The sequence below is a fragment of the Microcystis sp. LE19-84.1B genome (genome assembly GCF_027531875.1).
In the GTDB taxonomy this organism is placed as follows: domain Bacteria; phylum Cyanobacteriota; class Cyanobacteriia; order Cyanobacteriales; family Microcystaceae; genus Microcystis; species Microcystis panniformis.
Genome location: NZ_JAPZSR010000408.1, coordinates 1 through 23,519 on the forward strand (window position 1 = coordinate 1; position 23,519 = coordinate 23,519).

Genomic DNA, 23,519 nt, shown 5'->3' on the forward strand with positions numbered 1-23,519 from the left:
TTTTTACATTCACGTCTCTCTTCCTATTTACGCACCACCTATAAAGATAAAATACTGTAAAACGTCGGGTGCGTTAGACGGCAGAAATTGCTGCTTTGACTTGAAGGTAACAATCCGTCGTAACGCACCACCTATCATCAACTAAATAGCCGGTTATAATTAAAGATTTATTATAACTCGATCGCTGTTAAAATTGCGGTAGAATCGGGAGAGTGACTCGGAGTTTTTTCTTGGGGTGCCGATTCCCGCAAAGGATAGCCATTTATTCTATCAGATTGAGAAGATATTACTTATGATAACACTTGTGACTATATTTTTCACTGCCTTGCTCGCAGTTACGGATTTTACTTACCAAGTTTTGATTCATTTTCCCATACAAATCCTCAATTCTTTCGGGTCGTTGCTGTCCTATGGAGTAATCGGACTGATAATTTTAGTCCTAGTGTGGATTGTGGGTGACTGATTTCTCAGGGGAAAAAAAATGAGAGAATCAGCCTTAGCTAATTCTCCCCAATTTAAACCAACTTTTAGTTTTTACTGTTCACTAGCCACTGCTTGGGGTTGTCCTTGCGGTTGGAATTGGAACAGGGAATAAACCACGTTACGACGGATATCAATCATCATTTCTAAAAACATCTCGTAGCCTTCCTGTTTATACTCAATTAGGGGGTCTTTTTGACCGTAACCGCGTAAACCAATCGACTCGCGTAAAGCTTCCATAGCTTGCAGGTGTTCGCGCCATAACATATCGATTTGTTGCAGGATAAAATAACGTTCGGCATCGCGCATTAAACCGGCGCGAATATTATCCACTTGACGTTCTTTAATTTCGTAAGCTTTGCGAACTTCTTCGTGTAGAAACATCTTGATATCATTGACACTCATCTCCTCGATATCTTTAGCGGTAATATCTGCCAACAGATAGACGAATTCCTGGGATTTACTAATCAGTTTTTCTAAATCCCATTCTTCTGCCGGCAGTTCGGGATTAATATAAGCCATGACGATTTCATCCATGGTTTTTTCGGCGTATTGCAGCACCTGTTCTTTTAGGTCCATCCCCTCCAAAACCCGACGACGTTCGGCATAAATAGCACGCCGTTGATTATTCATCACCTCGTCGTATTCAAACACCTGTTTCCGGGCATCATAATAGAAGGTTTCCACTTTTCTTTGCGCTCCTTCCAGGGAACGAGTTAACATTCCCGATTCAATGGGCATATCTTCTTCCACCCGGAAGGCATCCATTAAACCCGCCACGCGGTCGCCCCCAAAAATCCGCAATAAATTGTCTTCTAGGCTTAAAAAGAAGCGTGTGGAACCGGGGTCGCCCTGTCTGCCCGCCCGGCCTCGCAATTGGTTGTCAATACGGCGGGATTCGTGGCGTTCCGTCCCGATAACGTGCAGTCCGCCCCTTTCTACTACCTCATCGTGTTCTTTACCTGTGTAATCTTCATAACTTTTGCGAATTAATTTATAGACTTCGCGTAACTTTTGAATAACCGGGTCATCCGTGGGGGCTTTTTCGGCCGCGATGGCGATTTTTTCTTCCACTTCTAATTCTGGTAAACTTTGAGTTCCGTGGGTATCAACGGCAAATTTAACCGCTTCTTTCAGGGCATTTTCTACCTCTTTCGGTAACTCGGTGGGAAAAATTTCCGCCGAGGCACGCCAGTTTTTTTTCTTTTTATCCGGAGCGAATCCTTGCGGGCGATTGCGTTCTCCTAAACTGGGTAAACTAAAGGCCAGATTGTCATCCTCGGGCATAACTAATTTGGGCATTAAATACTCGCGAATTTTCAATCGGGCCATATAGTCGGAGTTACCACCGAGGATGATATCGGTTCCCCGTCCTGCCATGTTTGTAGCAATAGTTACGGCTCCGGCCCGGCCTGCTTGGGCGACGATTTCCGATTCCCTTTCCACGTTTTCCGGACGAGCATTAAGTAAGTTATGGGGAATCTTTCTTCCCTGTAATAAAAGCGAAAGCACTTCCGATTTTTCCACACTGGTGGTACCGACTAAAACCGGGCGACCCTGTTCGTGCATTTGTTGACATTCTTCGGCGACGGCGTTCCATTTTGCCTGTTCATTTTTATAGACCACATCGGCTAAATCTTGCCGACGAGAAACGCGGTTAGTGGGAATAATTGTTACTTGCAGGTTATAGACTTTTTCTAGTTCCGTTTCTTCGGTTTTGGCCGTCCCGGTCATGCCAGATAATTTCGGATAGAGTAGAAAAAAGTTTTGATAGGTAATCGTGGCTAAGGTTTGGGTTTCCTGTTGAATTTCTACCCCTTCCTTAGCTTCCACTGCCTGATGTAAACCATCACCCCAACGTCGCCCCGGTAATACCCGTCCGGTGAACTCATCAACAATAACAATTTCACCACTGCGGACGATATAGTTAACGTCTTTTTTCTGGAGTTCTTTGGCACGAATAGCGTTAGAAATATAGTGCGCCCAGGGATTTTCTTGGTCGTATAAATCGGTGACTTCTAATAGTTCTTCCGCTTTTTTAAAGCCTTCATCGGTCATTAAAACGTTACGGTCTTTTTCGTTAACTTCGTAGTCTCCCGGTCCGTCTTCTACTTCTTGGCGCACTAATTTATTGGCGATTTCGGCGGCGAGAATATATTTTTCTGTGGGCCGATCGATCGCTCCTGATATAATTAATGGAGTTCTGGCCTCATCGATAAGAATGGAGTCCACTTCGTCGATAACGCAGTAGTTAAACGGTCTTTGGACAACTTCCCCCATCACTGTAGCCATGTTATCGCGCAGATAATCAAAGCCGAGTTCGCTGTTAGTGGTGTAGGTGATGTCACAGGCATAATTTTTCTTTCTTTCTTCTGGACTCATGCCGGCTTGAATTAGTCCCACACTTAACCCTAAAAAGCGATGTACCTGCCCCATCCATTCCGCGTCACGACGGGCGAGATAATCGTTAACGGTGACGACGTGAACCCCTTTTCCGGTCAATCCATTCAAATAAGCGGGGAGAGTGGCAACCAGGGTTTTTCCTTCCCCGGTTTTCATCTCGGCGATTTGTCCTTTGTTCAGTACCATTCCCCCCAATAACTGCACGTCAAAGTGACGCATCCCTAAGACTCGGATTCCCGCTTCCCGGACAATGGCGAAAGCTTCGGGGAGGATTTCCTCGAGAATCTCTTCTCTTTCGTCATAATTTCTGGCTTTGTCCAATCTTTCCTTAAATTCGCTGGTTTTGCCCCTTAATTCCTCATCGGACAGGTTTTTAATATCCTCTTCCAGCAGGTTGATTTCGGTGACGAGGGGCTGAAATTTTTTAATTTTGCGGGCGTTGGGGTCTCCGAGTAGGGCTTTTAACATAGCAGTTTTTATTCTCTCGCTTCGATTGGCTCTTGGTCTGTGGTGTTAACAATTGTATCACTCTGGTTGGGAGTGGAGAATCATTTATCGGTGAACAGGGACTCTTGCCAGTGGGCAAAAATTAAGTTAGAGATGGTATCTTAGAGATAAGAATATACTGATATACTTTGATTCCCTAAAACCTTAAAAAACTTAGTATTGCCGACAAAGGAGGGTGAAACCATGACAGAAAGCCTTACCATGGCAGCCCTCTACGGGAAACTCTCAGAAATCGGACTTAAAAAAAATTATGTCCGAAAAAATGGCTTGCCCAGTTGGTGGGATGATGAACTCAATGATAAACCCGTTGCAGTCCTAGAAGGAGCAGGTTATATCGCCAAAAACCTCAATCTTGACCTCTCATCCTTATTAACCCCTCAAGAAAAGGTCAAATTTAATCGACCTCCCCATACTAAATTTAAACAGCACAATAGCCAGAATAACCAACATCCCTATCTAGCGCAAGCTTTAGCGAGTCGGTTTGCTGAGTTAATTTCCTTCGGGGTTGAAGTTAATTATAACCCTTTATCTAAGGATGCCAAAACCATCAGGAAAGACATCTTAAGTCAACAGCCAAAGGTTGACTTGACCTCTCTTTTAGACTATTGTTGGTCTCAGGGAATAGCGGTGGGATACTTTGATCATTTTCCTAAAAATACTAAGAAATTTGCTGGGTTAATTCAATGGCATTCTACTTGTCCTGTAATTATTCTTAGTTCAAAATATCAACAGTCGGCAAGACTCGCTTTTGACTTAGCGCACGAATTAGGACATTTAGCATTAGCACATCTAAAAGATGGGGTATTAGTTGATGAAGACATTACATTTGATAATGATAGCGAAGAAAAAGAAGCTAATCAATTTGCTACTGAATTACTCTTAGGTGATTGTGATAACTGCCTTGGGGATAGGGAATTCCAAAATGCTGAAAAATTCAGTAAATATGTTCAAGAACATTTTATCTCTCATCATCCGGATATTGATATAGATGCAATTATTCTGAACTATGGATGGCATAACAACTACTTTGCTTTAGCCATGGCTACTTTAAAATTATTAGAACCCAACCCAAATGGCAATAAGATTATTAATGAATATTTGGCTAATAAGTTAGACTGGGATAAATTTGATGACGAAACCTACGAGTATCTAGAAAAGGTGTTAGGAGTTTAACCTTGATAGGTTCTGTTTATTGTTTGGATAATGACATTATCCTAAAATTGTCCACCTATGGCTTATTTGAGAAAACCCTCAATACCTTTGGAGTTGAGATTAATCAAGTTAAAATTCTTGAGACATTTCAATATAAATTTAAAAGGCAAGCGCAACAAAAAAGGAAGAAAAACCCTGTTAAATATAACCTAGAATACGCTTTATCTGTCGCTGAAACCTGCGATAAAATATCAATCTAGGGTTTGCTGAAAAAGTACGGGCGAAGCATTCGGATAGAAAATCTCCGGTTTCACCGATAGGTTATTGCCCGAATGCTTCGCCCCTACAGGACGCGGGCCGATGAAAACGCAAGGTTTTGAAGCACGATTCTCTCAAAATCTTGCACCTGTACTGATTATTTATTCTCCCTTTTGCCTCTCCCAATATGTAGCCTATACTCAACGGATTTAGTATTAATCTTCTCTCACCGGTAGCTTAACTAAAGGGAAAACCACCATATTTATTGATAATTATATCTATAGTTTCCATAATTGCGATCGATTCTGCCAAAATGGAGATAATTTGTTGATAATGTTCTAGGTCATCGTAGCTAAGGTGGCGACCTTTGCGGTCTTTTAGCCACTTCTGACACACTTGATAACCGCCGATATAAAAGTTCCAAATTTGGGGCGGAATCCCCGCAAAATACTGGTCATAATTAATCGAAATTTGCTGTTTACTTTCGTTATATTTCACCTGTTCGACTAGATTAGAACCCGCCACAGGATAGCTACTAATTTCTTTTCCCGTTGCTTTCATCAGGTGTAACTGCACTAATCTGTCACCTTTTTTGACTAATTCCCAGAATAATTCTTGATTACTGGTGAGAGGAACACGAGGAAAGTCTATCTTTAAAAATTCGGCGTAACGTTGGCGATATTGGGGAGAGTGAAAGACGGCATAGATATAGTTAAAAATGTCTTCCGGACCAAAGGTTTTCTTTTTGTCTCCTTTGCCATCACTGATAAATTCTAATTCAAGTTTCGCCGAAAGTTCCTTAATAAATTCTGGCGCTAGATTGGGACGGCGACCATTTGGCGAGTTGGTTGGTTCTGTGTCAAATAAGGTTGGGGTATTGGTTGGGTAAAGATAAAGGGGGAAGTTATGGTTAGATTCTTTCGTGATATTTGAAATCAAACAATCATTAGGAACTAAGTCAGTTATCCAAAAATGTCTATATTCATTATTTGCTATTTGACGAGAACAAACTAAACACAAATTTTCTTTGTTAAATATATGGTTTCTTAAATCAGGTCTTGTTCTATCCATAACATAATCAGAATAAAACATAAACCTATTGTCGAAGGGTCTATAAGCGCATAAGTCAAGGAATCTCCACAAGTCTATCTCTTGTTTCAAAGCTGTAGATGCTTTCTTCCAGTCCCACTTTCCTAAATCATATTTATCAGAAAAAGAATTGTCTAATTTATCTTGATTAACTAATTCAGTAATTCGTTTAACTATCTGCTCTTTATCGAAATCTATAGCAAAGTGATCACGATGACTCTTGAAACCATAGATATGAGTAATATATATTTCATCAATTCTATGATATTTATTATATTCACCCAACAATTCTTCTGATTGACTTCTTAACAAATAAAATGGTTTTTTAGGCTCTATATCTAACCATTCAGTTGAACTAATATCATTTTCATCTAACCAATGATACTTACCCCCAACTAACTCCTTATTCTCTTTAACCTCTCTAACACCCCATAAATCAGCATGATAAACCTTGGCTAAATCTTGCTGACTATCTTGATACTTAATAAAAAACGCAATCGCTACACCTTGCTGAATATCAAACACATTTTGATCCGGTGAACCATCGGGACAAACTTCTTTTTTCTTACTATTCCCATGCAAATCTAAAACATAAATCTCATCAAAAGTCTGCATCAAATTTTGACGCATTCCCCGAAAAGTTGGGTTATCTAAATAACCATGATTTGTAATTAACGCCACAACTCCATAACCAGTTTCCGCTACCCGATACTGAGCAAAGCGAATAAACTTCACATAATCATCTAATAAACCTTTGGGGTTTCTCTCTCCCAATGGTTTTCCATCTAATTGATAATAATCCCTAACCAAATTCACAATCCAAGGGTCAGTATTCATCGACTGATAGGAATAGGGAGGATTGCCTAAAATAACCATGACTGGCATTTCTTGCTTAACATCTTTTGCCGCAGCTGCTTCATCGCGAATACGATTTAAAAAACCATCAGCAGGGGGAATTTGAAAAGCTTCCTGTAGGGTGTTAGTGAGATAGATTCCCAAGCGTTCATCGGCACTAAAATCATAGCCTAATTCCTGAAGTTGTAAACCTAATTTCATGTGTGCCACGGTGTAGGGAGCCATCAGTAACTCAAACCCAAAGAGACGGGGTAATAAATGTTTACTAACATAACTAGACCACATCCCTTTCTGTTGACGAAAACTATCATAGATATGGTCGATAACGGAGTGTAAAAAAGTGCCTGTTCCCACAGCAGGATCGAGGATTAAAACTTGGTGTACTTCCTGAGTTTCTTGGCTATTATTAGGATGCTTAATTGTAATTTTTTTGGCATCGGCCAAACCTTTAGGAATCTGAAACTTATTTTTTAGAATATAGTCCACACTGCGAACCATGTAAGAAACCACGGGTTCAGGGGTATAATAAACCCCCCTAGACTCACGCATTTTACTATCGTATTCTGCTAAAAAAGTCTCATAAAAGTGAACCACAGGATCCTGTTTGCGCGTGCGTTTTCCAAAGCTGCCCAGAATCCCCTCCATGTCCGTTTGTTGTAAAATAGTGGCTAGAGTATCCACGGCCCAAGTAATCCGCTCATCTAATTCTGTACCAGCAATTTGATGAAAAATTCCCCGCAAAAAAGGGTTAGTTTTCGGTAGTCGAAATGCTGCCGTTTCCCTAGAAAAAGAACTTATTTGATCCGTATTACAGCGTGCTGCGAATAAACCATAACAAATTGTTTGTGCATACATATCCGCAAACTGCGCTTCGTTGAGATCACTAATTAAAACTCGTTGAAAAGATTGCAATTGTTGCCGCAACATTCCCCCGCAATCTTGATCTTTTAAAGCTTGGCCGATTGCATCTCGAATTAACTGCGCTAAAGCGGCCATTTTTTTCGCCAATTCTCGCGGTGTTGTTATCTGAATAACTTTTGAGAGGAAAAATTGACAGAACAGTTGTTCTACTTGTAAAATACCCTGGGAATCAGGTTTAATTTGCTTTTTTTGATTAAGAGTTGCCACAGACGCTGATAGACGCAATTCTCCCGATACATACCAACGAAATTCTAAATGATCGGTGATAATTAAATTACCCAAAGCCTGTAAATAACGTTTGATTTGGGGAGTATTTTCAATCTTTTTGAGAGAAGTGCCGATATCTTTTGCTTCCAGATGGCCAATTTCTACCATACCCTGATTAATCACAAAATCCGGAGCGCCACAAGCAATCCTTTTCGGTTCATTGAGAGCTTGTAGGTTATTATTTAGGGATTCAATTAATTTTTTTAAAGCAGGACGATAACTGTGTTCTGTGGCGTTACCCTGTTGATAAATTCCCGTGATTTCCTCTAGATATTTTGGCAGTGAGTTACTCATTATCGTTGCGACATACAAACGTTCTCCTATAGATAAAATATAACCTCATTTGGTCCCAATGTCCACTGAGATGCTCTCATCCTACCTTATCCCTATCCTCAAGGATACCAAAATCAGCTAAAATGAGATAATCGATAGGCGATAATCTCATCCCAAAAACTTCACCAAAATATTAACGATGGTCAAAGTATCATCTCCCTTATCTCTAGAGCATCTCTACCATGTTCCCACCTACAGTATAGCCGATACTGCGCGCTATCTCCATATTCCTTTACCCACTCTGAGAACGTGGGTACGAGGACGCACCTACCCGACAAAAAAAGGACAAAAAGAGTTTTTACCCCTCATTCAACGGCCTAATCCGAATATTCCGCAACTTTCCTTTACTAACTTAGTGGAAGCGCACGTTTTAAGAGTTATTCGCACCGTTCATAACATCCCTCTCGATAAAGTTAGACTTGCCCTAGACTATATTAGTGAACAATTTAACACCGATCATCCTCTGGTTAAAAAACAATTTAGTACCGATGGAATTGACCTTTTTATTGAACAATTTGAACATTTAATTAATGCCTCCCGTTCGGGACAATTGACAATGAAACAAGTCTTAAATAATCTCTTAACTCGTATTGAATGGGATGAACAAGATATCGCCACACGGCTTTTTCCCACTATCGACATAAATGGGCAAGACTTCAGCGATAAAGTCCTAAAGATAGACCCGAATATTTCCTTCGGAAAACCCGTGATCACAGGAACAGGAATTCCCACTAAAATTGTCACAGAACTTTATGACGTAGGGGACTCTATAGAAGATATTGCCAATGATTATAATTGTCAACCTTGGCAAATTGAAAAAGCGATTTTATTCGAGTCCAATTGGCAAGCGGCATGACCTATAAATACACCTATTTTATCGACCGCGCTTTAGGAAAATCTATCGGTGAAGCTTTGCAAGAAATAGGGGTTAAAATTGAATTTCATCATGCCCATTTTGCTCCAGATGCACCGGATACGGAGTGGCTACCTATTGTGAGTCAAAGAGGATGGATAGTATTAACTAAAGATGTAAACATTGGTAGAAATATTTTAGAAGTTCAACAGATAGCCCGTTATCAGGCTCAAGTATTTGTTCTAGTTTCTGGTAACTTACCTCGTCAAACCATGATTAATATTTTTGTCGCAACAATCGATAAAATTGAAAAAATAACCCAAGGTAATCAAGCTCCTTTTATCGCCAAAATATACCAAGATTTTCAAGTAAAATTGTGGAAAAATAAAAATGAATTAACTAGAATACTAGAAACTATTTAAAACCTATTAAAATAGTTTCTATCCAGTAACAAATTACAACTAAATTTGTTGACAATATTCTCACTATTACCTTTGATGCAATTGTCGAAATTGTCTGAGCAGTGAACCGGTTTAATCAACTTCTTAATCCCTCCACTTGCTGTTAAATTTATTTCCGTTCACTTCACCCAGGGGAAGGGGGGACTTCTGGCGGGATTTGAGTTAAACTAGAAAGGTTGACTATTGACAAACATCGATCGCACAGGAGTAAATTATGTCTAGAGTCTGTACTATGACGGGGAAAAAGGCCAATAACGCCTATGCGGTGTCCCACTCCCACCGTCGCACCAAAAAATTACAAGAAGCTAACCTACAATGGAAAAGAGTTTGGTGGTCGGAAGGCAACCGTTGGGTAAAACTACGCGTCTCCACCAAAGCTATCAAAACCATTGAAAAGAAAGGATTAGCCGTCTTCGCTAGAGAAGTAGGCTTAAACTTGAATTTGTACTAAATGAGTAGTTCAGAAGTGGAGACGAATCGGCCCTATGGTTGACTCCTCTGCTTTTGATTATTAAGTATTGCAACAGGCCGTGATGTGGGGTGAAAACTACCTTTAAGATTAAAAACTTAAAACGACCTGTTCAGGAGAATTTCAATGTACTCAACCCTATTAATGGCCGCCACCGCCGTACAAGGTTCCAGCGAATGGAGTCCCAAAGTGGCGATTGTCATGATTATCTGCAATATTCTCGCTATTGCTTTCGGTAAAGCGACTATTAAACAACAAAATGTCGGTCCTGGTTTACCTTCCCCCGCTTTATTCGGTGGTATGGGATTAGGCGCTTTACTGGGTACTACCAGTTTTGGTCATGTCCTCGGCGCCGGTGTCATCCTCGGTCTCTCCCGTCTCGGAGTTATCTAAGTCTGTTTTGATTTTCTCAATCGGTGGCCAAAAGTCACCGATTTCTTTTGTGAAAAATTCTGGAGTATATAATAAATATGACCTTACCTCAAAAAAATTCTTTTTGGTACGATGAGCGATTTCAGAAGATTTTTCTACAGGTAATTATCCTGCTAATTGTCTGCCTAATTTTCTGGTTTTTTGGTCGCAATTTAGTGATTAATTTCCAACGCTTACGCTTAAGTTTTGGCTTTGGCTTTCTCTTTGATTCCGACCGACCAGCCTCTTTTGCTATTGGTGACTCTCCTATTTCCTACAGTCCCACCGATACCTATTTTCGCGCTCTTTTGGTGGGATTAGTTAATTCCCTCCGTATTATGATTAGTGGCATATTTTTGGCAATTAGTCTGGGAATAGTCATCGGGTTAGGTCGCTTGTCGGATAATTGGTTAATTCGTCAGTTAGCAACAATTTATGTGGAAACTATTCGCAATACTCCTTTATTATTACAATTATTTTTCTGGTATTTCGCTGTATTTCTGAAACTGCCGAAGATTGAGGAATCTTTAGAGTTTTTTGGCAGGGTATTTTTAAATAACTCAGGAGTCTATTTGCCTTTTCCCGCCAATAGTTTCAGGACATGGTTAGCCTTAGCTATAATGATTTTAGGAATAATTATCTCAGTATTTTTATACCTAAAAAATAAACTTGGTTTATGTCTAACTAGCCTACTACTCCTAGTTATAATTCCTCTAATCTGGGGTTTACAATGGCAAAGTCCCCAAGTTAATCCTCTTAATCAAAATATTGACTTCGGTTTACATCTTTCTTCCGAGTTTGCTACTCTCCTAATCGGTTTAACTGTTTATACAGCTGCCTTTATTGCGGAAACGGTACGGGGGGGGATTCAATCGGTTAATCGGGGACAATGGGAAGCAGCTAAAGCTTTGGGATTAAAACCTTTATTAGTGATGAGATTAGTGATTTTTCCCCAAGCTTTGCCGGTGATTATTCCTCCTTTAACTAATGAATGTTTAAACCTTGTTAAAAACTCTAGTTTAGCGATCGCTATTGGTTATAATGATATTTATGCTATCTCTAGTACCATCGCTAATCAGACAGGAAAAGCTGTAGAAATGTTAATAGTAGTTATGGCCACCTATTTATTCTTTAATCTGGTGATTTCCTTGACTATGAATCAATTAAACCAACGGGTAAAAATTCAGGAAAGGTAGGGTGTGTTAGCGAGCGCGTAACGCACCGAATCGCACCAAAAGGTAGCCTAACGCACCAGAATTTAGCGATAAATTAATTAATGAGCATTACCAGAATATAAAGCGGTGATAATTGCTGTCACCGCAGGACTAAGACTAGATAAAACCACCACGGAAGCGGTGGCAATGATGATAGTAGTAGCCATTCTCACCATACCATCTGTACCTTTTTGATAGGCATCAAATTTATATTCTAATCGGTCAACTTTTTGACCAAGTTCTTCTCGCAATTGAATCAACGCTTCTCTGATGTCATCATTACTGGGATTTTCGGGAATTTGCATAACCTTAATTAGCAATCAACTAACAACCGCCTATATTATAGCAGTTCTTAGCCATAAATTACAATTTTTTATCAGGAGGAGGAGTCAATCGCCAACGCACTAAAAAACTATCAATACTTTCTAAACATTCCAAGTCATCTTTAGGTAAATAAGAATCTTTTGACAAGAAAGAAAAAGCCTGCTGAAACTCTTGACTATCAGCTTGAATCGGACTAGCAAAATGACAAGGAATAACCTGTTTAATCGGCCATTGGGAAATTCTATCAACCCATTGAATAACCTCGTCAGTAGTGCGATTAAGAATCAAAGTTTGCAAAATTGGGGCTACTATTAACCTCCCCTCGCGACGCAAATTTAAAAAAGTCTTTTGCCAATCATCCCCCCATTGAAAAGGGAATAAACCAAAATAGGCTTTTTTACTCTTTTCCTTAGCAGTAAAAGCATCTCGAAAGACCTTAATCCAATTGGGAACAGCTAAAACAGGAGGTTGAAAATAAAGAGCAAAAAGACAAATTCTCTGCCAACCCCGACGGCGATTTTCTGGGGTATCCTCCACCAGATCCTTAGCCGTATTTTTAGCGTGAAACAGCAGCGGATAGGGGTCTAATTCTAAAATAGCGGGAGGATCTTCTGGGATAGAAATAATGCCATCAGTCAGCAGTAGAGTTTGAGAGTAGTGATGAAAAAAAGCCACCTCCGAGAAGTATCCCACATTCAGATCAATTGCGGGTAAAATTTCATAACTAAAATCTTTTCCTAAAGGAGTGGTTGCCGAGTCAGCAGGTAAAATCTCCGTTCGTTTTGCCGGTAAACCCAACCAACTCAAAGGTAAATTAAGAGGAAAACTCCATTGATTAGGAGCAACATAAACTATAGCCTTAGGAAAATAACGAGCAAAAGGACCCACAAAAACCTTATGTTCAATCCCAGAAATCGTCGGCAAAATAATATATTTAACTTCCCCGTGTTCACTTTCCAACTCACGCATTAAGCGAATACATTCAGGAGTCGGGGCCACAGGTGCATAAACAAATAAACCCCCAGATGCTAACTTAATTACTGTCATGCGAATCGGCACAACCACATAAAAAATACCCTGCAATTGCTCAAATGTCCAGAGCGTATCTTTCACCACTTCTTGGCGAATTGTCCGTCTTTGACCGTAGGGATAAAGTGGTACAATTGGCCAAAAAGGCCATGATAAATCTTGCGGACTAATTGCGGCTTTTGTCATCGTCTGATTCTATGGCTGAAAATCTCTATTTTAGTTATCATAAACCCTTCTAATCCCCATGACTAATAAACTGCCCATTGATTCTTTGGTCAATACTTGGAATAGTCTCACGGGGGAAGTGATGAAAAGACTCCCCATCGACCAGTTGACTAATACTGTCCTCCAGTGGTTTAGTGTCAGTGATAGTCAAGTAGCGGAAATTTTAGAAAAAGTCCGTCAAGAATTACCCACCACCGAGGCGCTATTAATCGGTAAACCGCAAACGGGAAAAAGTTCGATTATTCGGGGAATAACGGGAGTTTCGTCGGAAATAGTCGGGCAAGGTTTCCGTCCCCACACCCAAAACACCCAGCGCTACACCTACCCCGCAGAAGATTTACCCCTGTTGATTTTTACCGATACGGTGGGGTTAGGAGATGCCTATCAACACACAGACACGGTAATCGCGGAATTATTGGCAGATTTAGCCGAAAACACGGGACGCGCCCAAGTTTTTATCCTGACGGTAAAAATTGATGATTTTGCCACCGATAGCCTTCTGGAAATTACCAAACAACTGCGGCAAAAATATCCTAAAATCCCCTGTTTACTGGCTGTAACCTGCCTTCATCAGCTTTATCCTCCTAATACCGCCGATCATCCCCCTTATCCTCCCGATTTCGAGGATATCAATCGCGCCTATCAAGAAATTAAAGAAACTTTTAAGGATTTATACGACAATTCTGTGCTAATAGACTTTACCTTAGAGGAAGACGGTTACAACCCCGTTTTTTACGGTTTAGAGGCATTTAGAGACAATTTAGCCGATTTATTGCCAAAAGCCGAGGCTAACACCATCCACCAACTTTTAGATCGGGAAACCAGCGATAAATTAGGCCATCTCTATCGGGACGTGGCCCGACGCTATATGTTAGCCTTTTCCGTCATAGCGGCGACCTTGGCGGCGATTCCCTTACCCTTAGCGACTATGCCCGTGTTAACCGCCCTACAAGTGTCAATGGTGGGGGTTTTAGGTAAATTATACGGTCAAGTCTTAACCCCATCCCAAGCCGGTGGAATTGTCAGTGCGATCGCTGGCGGCTTTTTGGCCCAGGCCATCGGTCGGGAATTAGTGAAATTTATCCCCGGTTTTGGCAGTGTCATCGCCGCTTCTTGGTCTGCTGCCTATACCTGGGCCCTAGGAGAGGGCGCTTGTGTCTATTTTGGCGATTTAATGGGGGGTAAAAAACCCGATCCTAAGAGGATTCAAAGGGTGATGAAAGAGGCTTTTTCCGCTGCCCAAGAAAGATTTAAAAATGTCGCCACGGGGGGAGATAATTAAGCGGTATTCAAAGATTACATAGCGACGAGAGGAGAAACACCTGAAATTCTGGTTACTTTTGTGAAATAAATCAAAAATAGCTTAAAAAGAGTTAAGTTTTTGTCTGGTAGAGATTTCCTATACAGGAGATTTGGCTATAATGACGAGCTAAGAGGTCAGTAAGTAGTCAGATATAATTGCTGTAGGTTATGAATATATCGTCGGTCTTATCACTCTAGCGGTGTGAGAGTTTTGTTCCTTGTGCTTAGATCAAATTAGTGTCTTACTACTTAGATAAAGAAGAAAATATTATGACTCAAGCAAACGACAACGGACTATTAAGAGAAATTCGCACGGTGAATAACGCCCTTGAGTGGGTAAAAGAAGTATCAGAGAAATTATGGAAAATTAACTCGGACCACCAATATCCTGTACATTTATGGTTTAGGGGGAATCGCTCACAAGGTCATCAATTGGTTCCTTCGATTTTTAGATTACAGGAAGAAGAGCAATGTCCAATAAAGAAGATTTCCAGTTATTACGTTGATATACAACCAGAGGAATCGTCAAAAATGTATGAGGAAGGTGGATTGTATATACATCTGATCAACCGACTTCCTGAGATTCGTAGCGAATTTCCTTCGGTACTCGATATACTATCACTATTCAGACACTACGAACTACCTTGCCGATTACTTGATTGGACTGAGAACGTACTTATTGCTCTGTGGATGGCATCGGAGGATAATAATAAGGATGGAGAACTTTTTGCTTTAAATGCTAGAAAGCTTGCCGAGACGGTAGATCTACCTCATCAAAAAAGGATACCACCAAATACAACAGTCTATACAACAGAATCACTTCATGTCTTATTACGCACTGGTATGGTTAGAACTTCATACCTCGATGAACTTTTTGCTCTACCTTTTGTCAGGGAGGGGTTTCTAGGTAATGGGTTCTCAGAGAGATTCTGGGAGCACCTTTTGAAAGCGGTAAGTTTGATGAAGGAGAACGATATTGGGATAATAGAGGGAACAGAAAACATGGAGCAAACAGAAAACATTATTGACAAAATTATCAAATATATCAACAATCCATCTAATAGCCTAAGCCATGAAGATGCAAAACTGTACAAATTATTGTACAAAGAGATGCCGCCTCTAATGAAACAACAACTGCATCTCTATTTTGATAATTCAGTTCCGAAAGAAGATATTGAAAATCTAAAAAAAGCTCAAAAAGCCAGGCTTTGGCTATTCAAGTTTCTATTTGATCTTAGAAAGCCAGTAACTGTTTTTCCAGAACGGAGAAATATTCGGTTGATGGCACAATCTGGAATGTTTACGATTGGTGGAGGAGACTTTTTAGTTAAAAAGATTAAGCGAGAAGGTATTGAGTGCAGGATTCCTCGTCCACTTCATCTAAATCGAGAAAATAAAGACATTATTTGTGTAGCCAGTATTCCGCAAGAATGTAAACAATCTTTGCGTGTAGAATTAGAGAGAATTGGCATTCATGCAGCCAATGTTTATCCAGAACTAGAATCACAGGGAAAATATCTTAAGAATTTGTGGTATGTAGATATAGATTCGTCCAGTGTCCCAGGGTGAACCGACTAATAACAGTTATCAGTTAGACGTTTTCAGTGTAATACCGAAGGGACTGCCTAATACTGTGTCGAGCTTGTAGTATATTAACCAAGTGTAATGCGTCTCTTGAACGGGAAACGGCTTTGCTGGTTTTAAGTATGAATTGTCCCCTAGACAATTTTTCAAACCTAGTCCTCAGCGTTGGTTGTGGATAGGATGCACAATTAGCATTCATATCTTGATTCAGCAACGCCTAAAACTGTTAGAATAGGTCAAGTCAATTAACTAGAGGCCCTATGTTAGCTCTAACCTATCCACACATAGAAAAAAGTGACGACCAACCCGCACATTTACAAAGATTACCGCGTATCCGCGTTGCTCAAATTGTCATGGACTACATCGCCTATGGTTGGTCCGTAGAAGAAATCTGTCGTCAACACCTTTATTTAACCCTAGCCGAAGCTCATGCAGCCATGGGTTACTATTTTGACCATCAAGAAGAAATTGACCAAGAAATCACCCTGGAATGGCAACAAGTACAAGAAAATATGACTCATCAAGCTGCCAAGTCGCCTTTTTATATTCGTATGAAAGCAAAAGGGCTACTGTAAATGACTATTGCCTTGTACATGGATGTTCATGTTCCCCAAGCAATTACCGAACAGTTGCGTCGCCGAGGCATAGATGTATTAACAGCATTTGAAGACGGAACCGAACAACTACCTGATGATCAACTTTTGCTAAGAGTAACTGAGCTTAAGCGCATTCTCTTTACCCAAGACATTCGCTTTAGAGTTTTAGCGGAAACTTGGCAACTAACAGGCAAACCGTTTTCAGGTTTAATTTTTGGTCATCAACTTGGAGGCACTATCGGTCAATTTGTCAAGGATTTAGAATTGATTGCTAAGGCTTCTGAACCTGACGAATGGCTCAATACAGTTGAATATATCCCGTTCAAGTAATAGACAAAACATATCAAAAATGTGCCATCAGTTTCAGTGAGTAGCAGTATAATGGCTTTATGCAGTTTGACTGGGATAAAAATAAGGCAGAACGCAATCTATCAAAGCACGAAGTCTCATTTGAGGAGGCAAAAACTGTTTTTGATGATCCTCTCTATGTTGACTTCTACGATCTAGATCATTCTGAAGATGAGGATCGTTATCTTCTCGTTGGACAGTCAAACCGAGGACGATTGTTGATTGTATCCTATACCGAAAGGGGTAACTTAATACGCCTCATTAGCGCAAGAGAAGTGACAAAAACCGAGCGAGAAACCTATGAACAGGGATAAGTCAGGAATGGAAGATGATTTACGCGCAGAGTATGACTTCAAGAGCCTTCGAGTCAGAAAGTTAGGCCCTGGAAGAAAAAGTTTTGCTGGAGTTACTGTACGGTTAGAACCTGATGTCGCAGAAATGTTTCCTAGTGCTGATGCAGTTAATGAGGCACTACGATTCTTAATTAGAGTGATGCGAGATAATCAGGCTCTTGCTCCAACGGCAGCGGCTAAAAATTCAGAGGTAGCCGAAGATTAAAACGATTGCTAAATAGTCAAAAGTGCCTCAAGGCGATAGCGTTGTAGCACCTTAAACCCTATACTTTACCCACAGTTAAAAACCAAAGGAAAAAGGCAGTAAATCCGAGAGATTAAAACAATAATTTTGCTGAGTTCCACAGATAATAATCTCCGCTTGCGGTGCTAATTCGGCTATCCATTGACGACAGGCTCCGCAGGGAGTTAACTGACTAATATCATCCTTCCCATCGATACAGGCTATAGCGATCGCCCGTATTTCTCGATCGCCCGCTGCGATTATTTGCGCTAAAGTTGCCCTTTCCGCGCACAAACTCAAGCCATAACTCGCGTTCTCTACATTAGTACCAGCATAAATCTTTTTATTTGTCAAAACCGCTGCCCCCACCCGAAAACGGGAATAGGGAGAATAGGAAAGTTTCGCCACTTCCCGAGCAGTGTCACAGAGTTGTTGTCTTTCTTGTTCAGATAGGGTCATCGGCTAGATAACATCCGAGGGAACTTTGATTACTTCTTAATTATCGGTTTGGTCGTGCTTTGATGACATCCGAGCAAGACGGCCATTTGCCGTTGAGATAAATTTCCCTCTTGACTAGGTTGGTAGAGTAAGTTTCTTTGTTCTATGTTAAGATGTTGGTAGCTTAGTTTTTGGGATTTGTTGTTGCATTGATCCGACAATACCTCATGAGCCTTTCTCTGTCAACTCTTAAGGAGTCGTGCGTTTCATTTTTGAATTGGCGATTTAAGATCAGTTTTGTTTAAGTATCTTTTACCATGACTTCTACATCGAACTTTCAGCCGAAGATAGTCTCAGAGTTTTAGCCGACCTCGAACTCAGGCTAGTTGCTCATTTTCACAGCAAAAACTGCATCCATAAATTTATCGCCGAATTTTAGCATGGAAATTGACACACTACTGCAGCAAATTGATATTGGAGAAGACCAAGAATATGAGTTTAAATCAGCCGAGGGAGGCTTGCCAAAAGACATTTGGGAAACTCTTTCAGCTTTCGCTAATACCGATGGCGGTTACATTATTTTGGGTGTTAGCGAAAAAAAACCTAGATTAGAAATTACAGGAGTGCGTAACCCTAAAAATCTTCAACAAGAGTTTTGGGATAACCACAACAACCGACAAAAACTGAATATATCTATCTGTTCTAATTCAGACGTAGAAGTTAAAAAGATTAATGAATATCAGCTTCTCATTATTCATATTCCTAGAGCTACCCGAACGAACTGGGAGCATCTCATTTATGCAAGTGAGTAATTATACTTATTTCTAAAACTGGTTTCTAGCAAGGCTTTCAAAATAGCTTGACATAAAAACCTGATTTAGGGGTTACAAAGGTGAGATGCTCCCACCCGAACTCAGCGTCCTGTATATATTAACAATAACCCAATGACTGGTACATATAAGCGAAATTATGAGGGAGATTATCGCTGTCATAAGGAGGAAATAGAGCAAATGTTTCGCGATGCCAGCAATGAACCTCAAGATTTTCAAGTTTTAGATAATTTTAATCTCAACGATATTGATCCTGAGACTCTGAAAGTATTTCGCCAACGGTTCAGCAATCGCGAACCCGATCATCCTTGGTTAGCATACAATGATCAACAATTACTCCATCAGTTAGGAGGATGGCGACGAGATAGAAATTCTAGCCAAGAAGGATTAACTGTAGCGGGTTTACTCATGTTTGGACGAGAACGCAGTATTTTAGATGCTTTCCCCCATTATAGTCTCGACTATCAGGAAAAATTCTCTGACGATCCTGAAAAAAGATGGACATATCGCTTAACTCTTGATGGTAAATGGGAAGCTAATTTACTTAACTCTTATTATCGTGTTTATGGCAGATTAATTAATAATTTAGATGTTCCTTTTCAATTAGACAAAGATGCCGTTCGTAAAGATGAAACCCATGTTCATGAAGCTTTAAGAGAGGCTTTAGTTAATACTTTAATCCACGCCGATCACCAGTCTTCACGGCCTATAAAGGTGGTAAAATCTATCGATGGCTATCTGTTTTCTAATCCCGGTCGTCTGAGAATTCCCCTACAGCGTCTCTATGAAGGCGGCACTAGCGATCCTCGTAATCCTCATCTACAAAAAATGTTTCAAATGCTCGGATTAGGTGAAAAAGCTGGCTCTGGATTTGGAAAAATTCTTCGTGCTTGGAAAGAACAACAATGGTTGAGTCCCCTAGTTTCGGAAAAACTTGACCTAGAAGTTACATCCGTTAATTTACCGATGACAAGTTTTATTCCCGAGGCAGTTGAAGTGGAATTAAAAAGGATTATCGGGGATGCTTACCGTCAGTTAGGTGATCTTGATAGGATAATATTAGTATTAGCGCATCAATTTGAGGAAATTAGTAATACTGACATTCAGCGTTATCGATCAGAACATCCCAGAGATATTAGCGAACACCTTCGTAATTTAGTTCAAAATGGCTGGTTACACCAGTCAGGTAAGTGTCGGGGAACACGCTACACCCTATCTAACCAGAATTCTTTAGCGCAACTTTCTCTATTACCAAGCTCCGAACATTACCCACCAAGCTCCGAACATTACCAACAGTTAGAGGCAATTGCTGAACCCATACGCAGAAAAGGCCGCTCTAGTAAAGATTCGGTACGAAAAGTGATTCTTGAACTATGCTCCCAACAATATCTACCCCTCCGAACATTAGCTCAACTGCTCGGAAGAGAACCTGATACTATTCGTAATCACTATGTTAACCCGATGATAGATGAGGGATTGCTGACGCTTAAGCATCCCGAACAAAGGAACCATCCTCAACAAGCTTATCGAACAGTATCTCGCTCGCATTTCCTATCAGCGCAAGATGAGTAAACACCCGCTCCTCAAATCCGAGAGATTAAGCAGACTACATCGGCAAGCCACTAATTTAGCGATCGATACCTAACTTACCACTTAACATTTCCCTGACCATTTGAGCGGTAGCAGGGGCCAATAAAACCCCGTTGCGGTAGTGTCCCGAGGCCAGAATAACGTTATCGTATCCGGGCAAATATTCGATGATGGGAGCGGATTTTTTCTCCGGTCGCGGTCGCTTACCAGACCAAGTACGCACGATCGCACCCGCAGCCAAAGAGGGACAAAAAGCGATCGCTTTTTGATACACTTGCTCTAACAGAGCAGTATCGGGGATAATTTCGCCCTTTTCGTCCATAAATTCCACCGTTGCTCCAATCCAGTATTCCGCTCCGGCCAAAGGCAGAATATGCAGGTCATTTCCCGTTAAAATCGGCTTAAAATCGGAACTTTCTAAGGGTTGCGTCAATTTTATCTGCAAAGCTTGCCCTAAAACCGGTCGGATCTCCACTGGATGGCTAAGAGTTTCGGTTAAAGCAGTGGAACCGATTCCCGCAGAAAGAATCAAAAAGTCGCTTTCCTCTATACCATTGGAACTATAAACCTGGGTACATTGCCTCAAATTAGAGCCATGAAGCTCTGTCTTCCCGAAATTTTCAACTTTTACCCCAAATTGACATTTAACCCCCCTTCTTGCCGCAGCAGCGACGAGAGCCTCCGTGAGCAGGACCGGATTAATTTGACGATCGCTGGGAGAATAGATAGCACCCTGGAGATGATCGCTGGCCACTTGGGGACATTTTTGGTTTAAAGTCTCTTTATCCCAGATTTCTAGACAATATCCCTGTTCTTGGCGGATTTGGGCTAACTTGCGCCAATTTTCTTCGTCTTCGGCACTCGATCGCAGGAGGACAATGCCATCACGGTAACAGGGAATAGTCAGTCCGGTGAGGGATTCTAGCTCAGGAAGGAGGGTTTCGTAACGTTTTAAACTTTCTTGCCGCAGTTTCCAGGCTCTACCTTTAGTTTTATGGCTGATAATCCCCATTAAAATCCCTAAAGCTGCCCCGGTTGCTCCTTGTCCCGGTTTTTTTTCATCGATGAGGGTAATTTCTAATCCTTCGATGGCGCTTAATTCGTAGGCAATGGTGGCCCCCACTATCCCCGCACCGATGATGACAATTTTAGTCATAAACTCCAGAGGCTATTTTTCTAGCAGCAACAGGACTAAAAAAGGGTTGAGGCTGCATCTCACATTTGCAGAAATACGGACAATCAGCAATTATCAGTGATTTTTAAATTATCACAGATATATCAGCAGCTGCGTGTAAGCATCCCACCGAAAGACTAATGCGCTCCGGGGTTTGGGGGCGGCGCCACGCCCCCAACGGGGGGTTTGGGGGGTTCTACCCCCCAAAGACTTGGATTGAGTGATAAAATCGGAAGTAATTACCAATTTTAGAAGACAGTTTACATTTAAATAAAAATCCCAACTCAACAGATTTACAAAAATGAGATGCACCCAGGGTTGAAATCTGTTCAACCCCGATAATTAATTACAGAACCCGGAAAATAAAAGGATAACGGAAAACCTTATAAGCATCGTTCCAGACTTGCAGAATAGCAAGAATGGGGAGAACAATATTCACCACAGCAAGAATCGGTAAGAGCAAATAACCGATTAAAACCCAAACTAGAATCCCAGCAATTAGGTAGTATAACCACATATTCAGGTGAAAGTTTAAAGCTTCTTTGGCGTTTTCCTTCACCGTTTCATCATCAGAAATGAAATAAATAGCTAAAGGAATCCCCACCGATACCAGCGTAGCACTCAAAAAGATCGAAGCGTGACAAGCCACGGATAGGAGTCTTTTTTTGGTTAAATCTTCACTCATGACCATCGGGTTTATCCCCCTAAAATTGGCGGAGAAAGCGGATATCGCTATTATAACAACGGCGAATATCGTCTATCTCATGTAATACCATAGCAAATCTTTCCACGCCAAAACCAGCAGCAAAACCCGTATAGAGTTGGGGGTCATAACCGACTGCTTTTAAGACATTGGGATCCACCATACCACAGCCCATCACCTCCAACCATTTGCCTTTCCACTGTACATCTACCTCGGCCGAGGGTTCGGTAAAAGGGAAGTAGGAAGCGCGGAATTTAACTGGTAAATCGGCCCCAAACATTTGCTTAAGAAATTCTTTAATTGTTCCTTTCAAATCCGTAAAAGTTAATCCCTTATCCACCGCTAATAATTCCACTTGATGGAAAACCGCGGAATGGGTTGCATCCACGGTATCCCGACGATAAACCCGGCCCGGGGCCACAATCCGAATCGGGGGTTCGTGACTTTCCATGTAGCGAATCTGCACCGGGGAGGTATGAGTCCGCAATAAACGACCATCCCTCAAGAAAAAAGTATCCTGCATATCCCGGGCCGGATGGTCAGCAGGGATATTTAAAGCCTCAAAATTATAATAATCGCTTTCTACCTGCGGCCCAGTGGCGATGCTGTAACCCAGACCGACGAAAATATCGATCATGCGATCAACTGTGCTATTTAAGGGGTGAATTCGCCCTAAAGGACGGCTAAGAGCAGGTAGGGTGACATCGAGGGTTTCCGCCGCTAATTTCGCTTGAATTTGGGCATTATTTAGACTTTCTCGCCGGGATTCCAGCAGCGATTGTACTGATTCTTTGACCTCATTAGCGATCGCACCGAGGCGCGGTCTCTCTTCGGGGCTTAATTTGCCCATTTCGCGTAAAATCTGCGATAATTCTCCTTTCTTACCCAGATAATTCACCCTTAGCTGTTCCAAGTCTTCTAGGGTTGTTGTTTCTTCGATGGAATTTTCCGCTTTCCCTGCTAAGGTTTTTAGGGCAGTTTCGATCGGATGGGGGGATAAACTCATAATTAGGGCATTTTCTAGGGCAGCATTCTAGTCTAGTTTATCTGCTCGGGTGGCGGGAGAGGCAGAATCAATCAAAGCTAATAGCTATGTGCTACGATGGAAGTCGAGAATAAAAGTCGGC

23 protein-coding genes and 1 pseudogene are annotated in these 23,519 nt (G+C 41.1%); 15 read left to right on the forward strand and 9 right to left on the reverse strand.

Going from position 1 to position 23,519, the window contains the following annotated elements:
- Positions 1-534: 534 nt before the first annotated feature.
- On the reverse strand, positions 535-3,351 hold the full coding sequence (gene secA / locus O9324_RS22615) for a preprotein translocase subunit SecA (RefSeq protein WP_288141368.1): 2,817 nt from the start codon (positions 3,349-3,351) through the stop codon (positions 535-537).
- A gap of 222 nt (positions 3,352-3,573) precedes the next feature.
- On the opposite strand from secA, the gene O9324_RS22620 reads away from it, so the two are divergent.
- On the forward strand, positions 3,574-4,563 hold the full coding sequence (locus tag O9324_RS22620) for an ImmA/IrrE family metallo-endopeptidase (protein ID WP_288141369.1): 990 nt from the start codon (positions 3,574-3,576) through the stop codon (positions 4,561-4,563).
- A 2-nt stretch (positions 4,564-4,565) separates the two neighbouring features.
- The gene (locus O9324_RS22625; protein WP_288141370.1) at positions 4,566-4,802 is read left to right on the forward strand and encodes a hypothetical protein; all 237 of its coding nucleotides are present in this window, start codon (positions 4,566-4,568) and stop codon (positions 4,800-4,802) included.
- 235 nt (positions 4,803-5,037) lie between these two features.
- Here the strand turns inward: O9324_RS22625 and O9324_RS22630 are convergent, their stop codons facing one another.
- Positions 5,038-8,226, reverse strand: coding sequence for a type ISP restriction/modification enzyme (locus O9324_RS22630; protein ID WP_288141371.1), 3,189 nt, complete (start codon positions 8,224-8,226; stop codon positions 5,038-5,040).
- A 178-nt stretch (positions 8,227-8,404) separates the two neighbouring features.
- On the opposite strand from O9324_RS22630, the gene O9324_RS22635 reads away from it, so the two are divergent.
- The 5 genes from O9324_RS22635 (at position 8,405) to O9324_RS22655 (ending at position 11,655) form a co-directional block, all read left to right on the forward strand.
- Complete coding sequence (locus O9324_RS22635) at positions 8,405-9,121, forward strand: DUF433 domain-containing protein (protein WP_002767472.1); 717 nt, start codon at positions 8,405-8,407, stop codon at positions 9,119-9,121.
- Positions 9,118-9,540, forward strand: coding sequence for a PIN-like domain-containing protein (locus O9324_RS22640; RefSeq protein WP_002767473.1), 423 nt, complete (start codon positions 9,118-9,120; stop codon positions 9,538-9,540). The genes O9324_RS22635 and O9324_RS22640 overlap by 4 nt, the downstream gene beginning before the upstream one ends.
- A 253-nt stretch (positions 9,541-9,793) precedes the next feature.
- Positions 9,794-10,030: a 50S ribosomal protein L28 gene (gene rpmB / locus O9324_RS22645; RefSeq protein WP_002767474.1), complete on the forward strand. Its 237-nt coding sequence runs from the start codon at positions 9,794-9,796 to the stop codon at positions 10,028-10,030.
- 144 nt (positions 10,031-10,174) lie between these two features.
- The gene (psaK, locus tag O9324_RS22650) at positions 10,175-10,441 is read left to right on the forward strand and encodes a photosystem I reaction center subunit PsaK (RefSeq protein WP_002767475.1); all 267 of its coding nucleotides are present in this window, start codon (positions 10,175-10,177) and stop codon (positions 10,439-10,441) included.
- 77 nt (positions 10,442-10,518) lie between these two features.
- The gene (locus O9324_RS22655; protein ID WP_288141372.1) at positions 10,519-11,655 is read left to right on the forward strand and encodes an amino acid ABC transporter permease; all 1,137 of its coding nucleotides are present in this window, start codon (positions 10,519-10,521) and stop codon (positions 11,653-11,655) included.
- A gap of 77 nt (positions 11,656-11,732) precedes the next feature.
- On the opposite strand, the gene O9324_RS22660 is transcribed toward O9324_RS22655, so the two are convergent.
- Positions 11,733-11,978: a ssr2422 family thylakoid membrane protein gene (locus tag O9324_RS22660; RefSeq protein WP_002749050.1), complete on the reverse strand. Its 246-nt coding sequence runs from the start codon at positions 11,976-11,978 to the stop codon at positions 11,733-11,735.
- 58 nt (positions 11,979-12,036) lie between these two features.
- The gene (locus O9324_RS22665) at positions 12,037-13,212 is read right to left on the reverse strand and encodes a DUF4336 domain-containing protein (RefSeq protein WP_002767479.1); all 1,176 of its coding nucleotides are present in this window, start codon (positions 13,210-13,212) and stop codon (positions 12,037-12,039) included.
- A 58-nt stretch (positions 13,213-13,270) separates the two neighbouring features.
- On the opposite strand from O9324_RS22665, the gene O9324_RS22670 reads away from it, so the two are divergent.
- From O9324_RS22670 to O9324_RS22695, 6 genes are all read left to right on the forward strand, one after another.
- Positions 13,271-14,533, forward strand: coding sequence for a YcjF family protein (locus O9324_RS22670; RefSeq protein ID WP_288141373.1), 1,263 nt, complete (start codon positions 13,271-13,273; stop codon positions 14,531-14,533).
- Between the two features lie 257 nt (positions 14,534-14,790).
- Positions 14,791-16,122: an FRG domain-containing protein gene (locus O9324_RS22675; protein ID WP_288141374.1), complete on the forward strand. Its 1,332-nt coding sequence runs from the start codon at positions 14,791-14,793 to the stop codon at positions 16,120-16,122.
- Between the two features lie 275 nt (positions 16,123-16,397).
- Complete coding sequence (locus O9324_RS22680) at positions 16,398-16,712, forward strand: DUF433 domain-containing protein (RefSeq protein WP_052276055.1); 315 nt, start codon at positions 16,398-16,400, stop codon at positions 16,710-16,712.
- Complete coding sequence (locus tag O9324_RS22685; protein WP_052276054.1) at positions 16,713-17,063, forward strand: DUF5615 family PIN-like protein; 351 nt, start codon at positions 16,713-16,715, stop codon at positions 17,061-17,063. It abuts the gene before it with no gap.
- 59 nt (positions 17,064-17,122) lie between these two features.
- Positions 17,123-17,395 carry a BrnT family toxin gene (locus O9324_RS22690; protein ID WP_288141375.1) on the forward strand — a complete coding sequence of 91 codons (273 nt, stop codon included), beginning with the start codon at positions 17,123-17,125 and terminating at the stop codon, positions 17,393-17,395.
- Positions 17,382-17,639, forward strand: a complete 258-nt coding sequence (locus O9324_RS22695) for a hypothetical protein (RefSeq protein ID WP_002767488.1) — start codon at positions 17,382-17,384, stop codon at positions 17,637-17,639. The genes O9324_RS22690 and O9324_RS22695 overlap by 14 nt, the downstream gene beginning before the upstream one ends.
- 75 nt (positions 17,640-17,714) lie before the next feature.
- On the opposite strand, the gene cdd is transcribed toward O9324_RS22695, so the two are convergent.
- Positions 17,715-18,116 carry a cytidine deaminase gene (gene cdd, locus O9324_RS22700; RefSeq protein WP_287628146.1) on the reverse strand — a complete coding sequence of 134 codons (402 nt, stop codon included), beginning with the start codon at positions 18,114-18,116 and terminating at the stop codon, positions 17,715-17,717.
- A pseudogene (locus O9324_RS22705) lies at positions 18,115-18,316 on the reverse strand (helix-turn-helix domain-containing protein); the annotation flags it as partial. The pseudogene O9324_RS22705 and the gene cdd, both read right to left, overlap by 2 nt.
- Positions 18,317-18,535: 219 nt before the next feature.
- On the opposite strand from O9324_RS22705, the gene O9324_RS22710 reads away from it, so the two are divergent.
- Together O9324_RS22710 and O9324_RS22715 are read left to right on the forward strand one after the other, a co-directional pair.
- A complete protein-coding gene (locus O9324_RS22710) occupies positions 18,536-18,907 on the forward strand; it encodes an AlbA family DNA-binding domain-containing protein (RefSeq protein ID WP_288141376.1) in 372 nt (123 codons plus the stop codon).
- Positions 18,908-19,039: 132 nt separating this feature from the next.
- Entirely contained in the window at positions 19,040-20,497 is a 1,458-nt protein-coding gene (locus O9324_RS22715) for a DUF8451 domain-containing protein (protein ID WP_288141377.1), read from the forward strand.
- Positions 20,498-20,552: 55 nt separating this feature from the next.
- Here the strand turns inward: O9324_RS22715 and O9324_RS22720 are convergent, their stop codons facing one another.
- The 3 genes from O9324_RS22720 to pheS form a co-directional block, all read right to left on the reverse strand.
- Complete coding sequence (locus O9324_RS22720) at positions 20,553-21,671, reverse strand: NAD(P)/FAD-dependent oxidoreductase (protein WP_288141378.1); 1,119 nt, start codon at positions 21,669-21,671, stop codon at positions 20,553-20,555.
- Positions 21,672-22,035: 364 nt separating this feature from the next.
- Entirely contained in the window at positions 22,036-22,380 is a 345-nt protein-coding gene (locus tag O9324_RS22725; RefSeq protein WP_002762429.1) for a DUF4870 domain-containing protein, read from the reverse strand.
- 13 nt (positions 22,381-22,393) lie between these two features.
- A complete protein-coding gene (pheS, locus tag O9324_RS22730; RefSeq protein ID WP_002767493.1) occupies positions 22,394-23,398 on the reverse strand; it encodes a phenylalanine--tRNA ligase subunit alpha in 1,005 nt (334 codons plus the stop codon).
- Positions 23,399-23,519 lie beyond the last annotated feature (121 nt).

Bases quoted from the DNA above. Each gene is read 5' to 3' on its own strand.
- secA (WP_288141368.1), bottom strand. From the start codon at position 3,351: ATGTTAAAAGCCCTACTCGGAGACCCCAACGCCCGCAAAATTAAAAAA.
- O9324_RS22620 (WP_288141369.1), top strand. From the start codon at position 3,574: ATGACAGAAAGCCTTACCATGGCAGCCCTCTACGGGAAACTCTCAGAA.
- O9324_RS22630 (WP_288141371.1), bottom strand. From the start codon at position 8,226: ATGAGTAACTCACTGCCAAAATATCTAGAGGAAATCACGGGAATTTAT.
- O9324_RS22635 (WP_002767472.1), top strand. From the start codon at position 8,405: ATGGTCAAAGTATCATCTCCCTTATCTCTAGAGCATCTCTACCATGTT.
- O9324_RS22640 (WP_002767473.1), top strand. From the start codon at position 9,118: ATGACCTATAAATACACCTATTTTATCGACCGCGCTTTAGGAAAATCT.
- rpmB (WP_002767474.1), top strand. From the start codon at position 9,794: ATGTCTAGAGTCTGTACTATGACGGGGAAAAAGGCCAATAACGCCTAT.
- psaK (WP_002767475.1), top strand. From the start codon at position 10,175: ATGTACTCAACCCTATTAATGGCCGCCACCGCCGTACAAGGTTCCAGC.
- O9324_RS22655 (WP_288141372.1), top strand. From the start codon at position 10,519: ATGACCTTACCTCAAAAAAATTCTTTTTGGTACGATGAGCGATTTCAG.
- O9324_RS22660 (WP_002749050.1), bottom strand. From the start codon at position 11,978: ATGCAAATTCCCGAAAATCCCAGTAATGATGACATCAGAGAAGCGTTG.
- O9324_RS22665 (WP_002767479.1), bottom strand. From the start codon at position 13,212: ATGACAAAAGCCGCAATTAGTCCGCAAGATTTATCATGGCCTTTTTGG.
- O9324_RS22670 (WP_288141373.1), top strand. From the start codon at position 13,271: ATGACTAATAAACTGCCCATTGATTCTTTGGTCAATACTTGGAATAGT.
- O9324_RS22680 (WP_052276055.1), top strand. From the start codon at position 16,398: ATGTTAGCTCTAACCTATCCACACATAGAAAAAAGTGACGACCAACCC.
- O9324_RS22685 (WP_052276054.1), top strand. From the start codon at position 16,713: ATGACTATTGCCTTGTACATGGATGTTCATGTTCCCCAAGCAATTACC.
- O9324_RS22690 (WP_288141375.1), top strand. From the start codon at position 17,123: ATGCAGTTTGACTGGGATAAAAATAAGGCAGAACGCAATCTATCAAAG.
- O9324_RS22695 (WP_002767488.1), top strand. From the start codon at position 17,382: ATGAACAGGGATAAGTCAGGAATGGAAGATGATTTACGCGCAGAGTAT.
- cdd (WP_287628146.1), bottom strand. From the start codon at position 18,116: ATGACCCTATCTGAACAAGAAAGACAACAACTCTGTGACACTGCTCGG.
- O9324_RS22710 (WP_288141376.1), top strand. From the start codon at position 18,536: ATGGAAATTGACACACTACTGCAGCAAATTGATATTGGAGAAGACCAA.
- O9324_RS22715 (WP_288141377.1), top strand. From the start codon at position 19,040: ATGACTGGTACATATAAGCGAAATTATGAGGGAGATTATCGCTGTCAT.
- O9324_RS22720 (WP_288141378.1), bottom strand. From the start codon at position 21,671: ATGACTAAAATTGTCATCATCGGTGCGGGGATAGTGGGGGCCACCATT.
- O9324_RS22725 (WP_002762429.1), bottom strand. From the start codon at position 22,380: ATGGTCATGAGTGAAGATTTAACCAAAAAAAGACTCCTATCCGTGGCT.
- pheS (WP_002767493.1), bottom strand. From the start codon at position 23,398: ATGAGTTTATCCCCCCATCCGATCGAAACTGCCCTAAAAACCTTAGCA.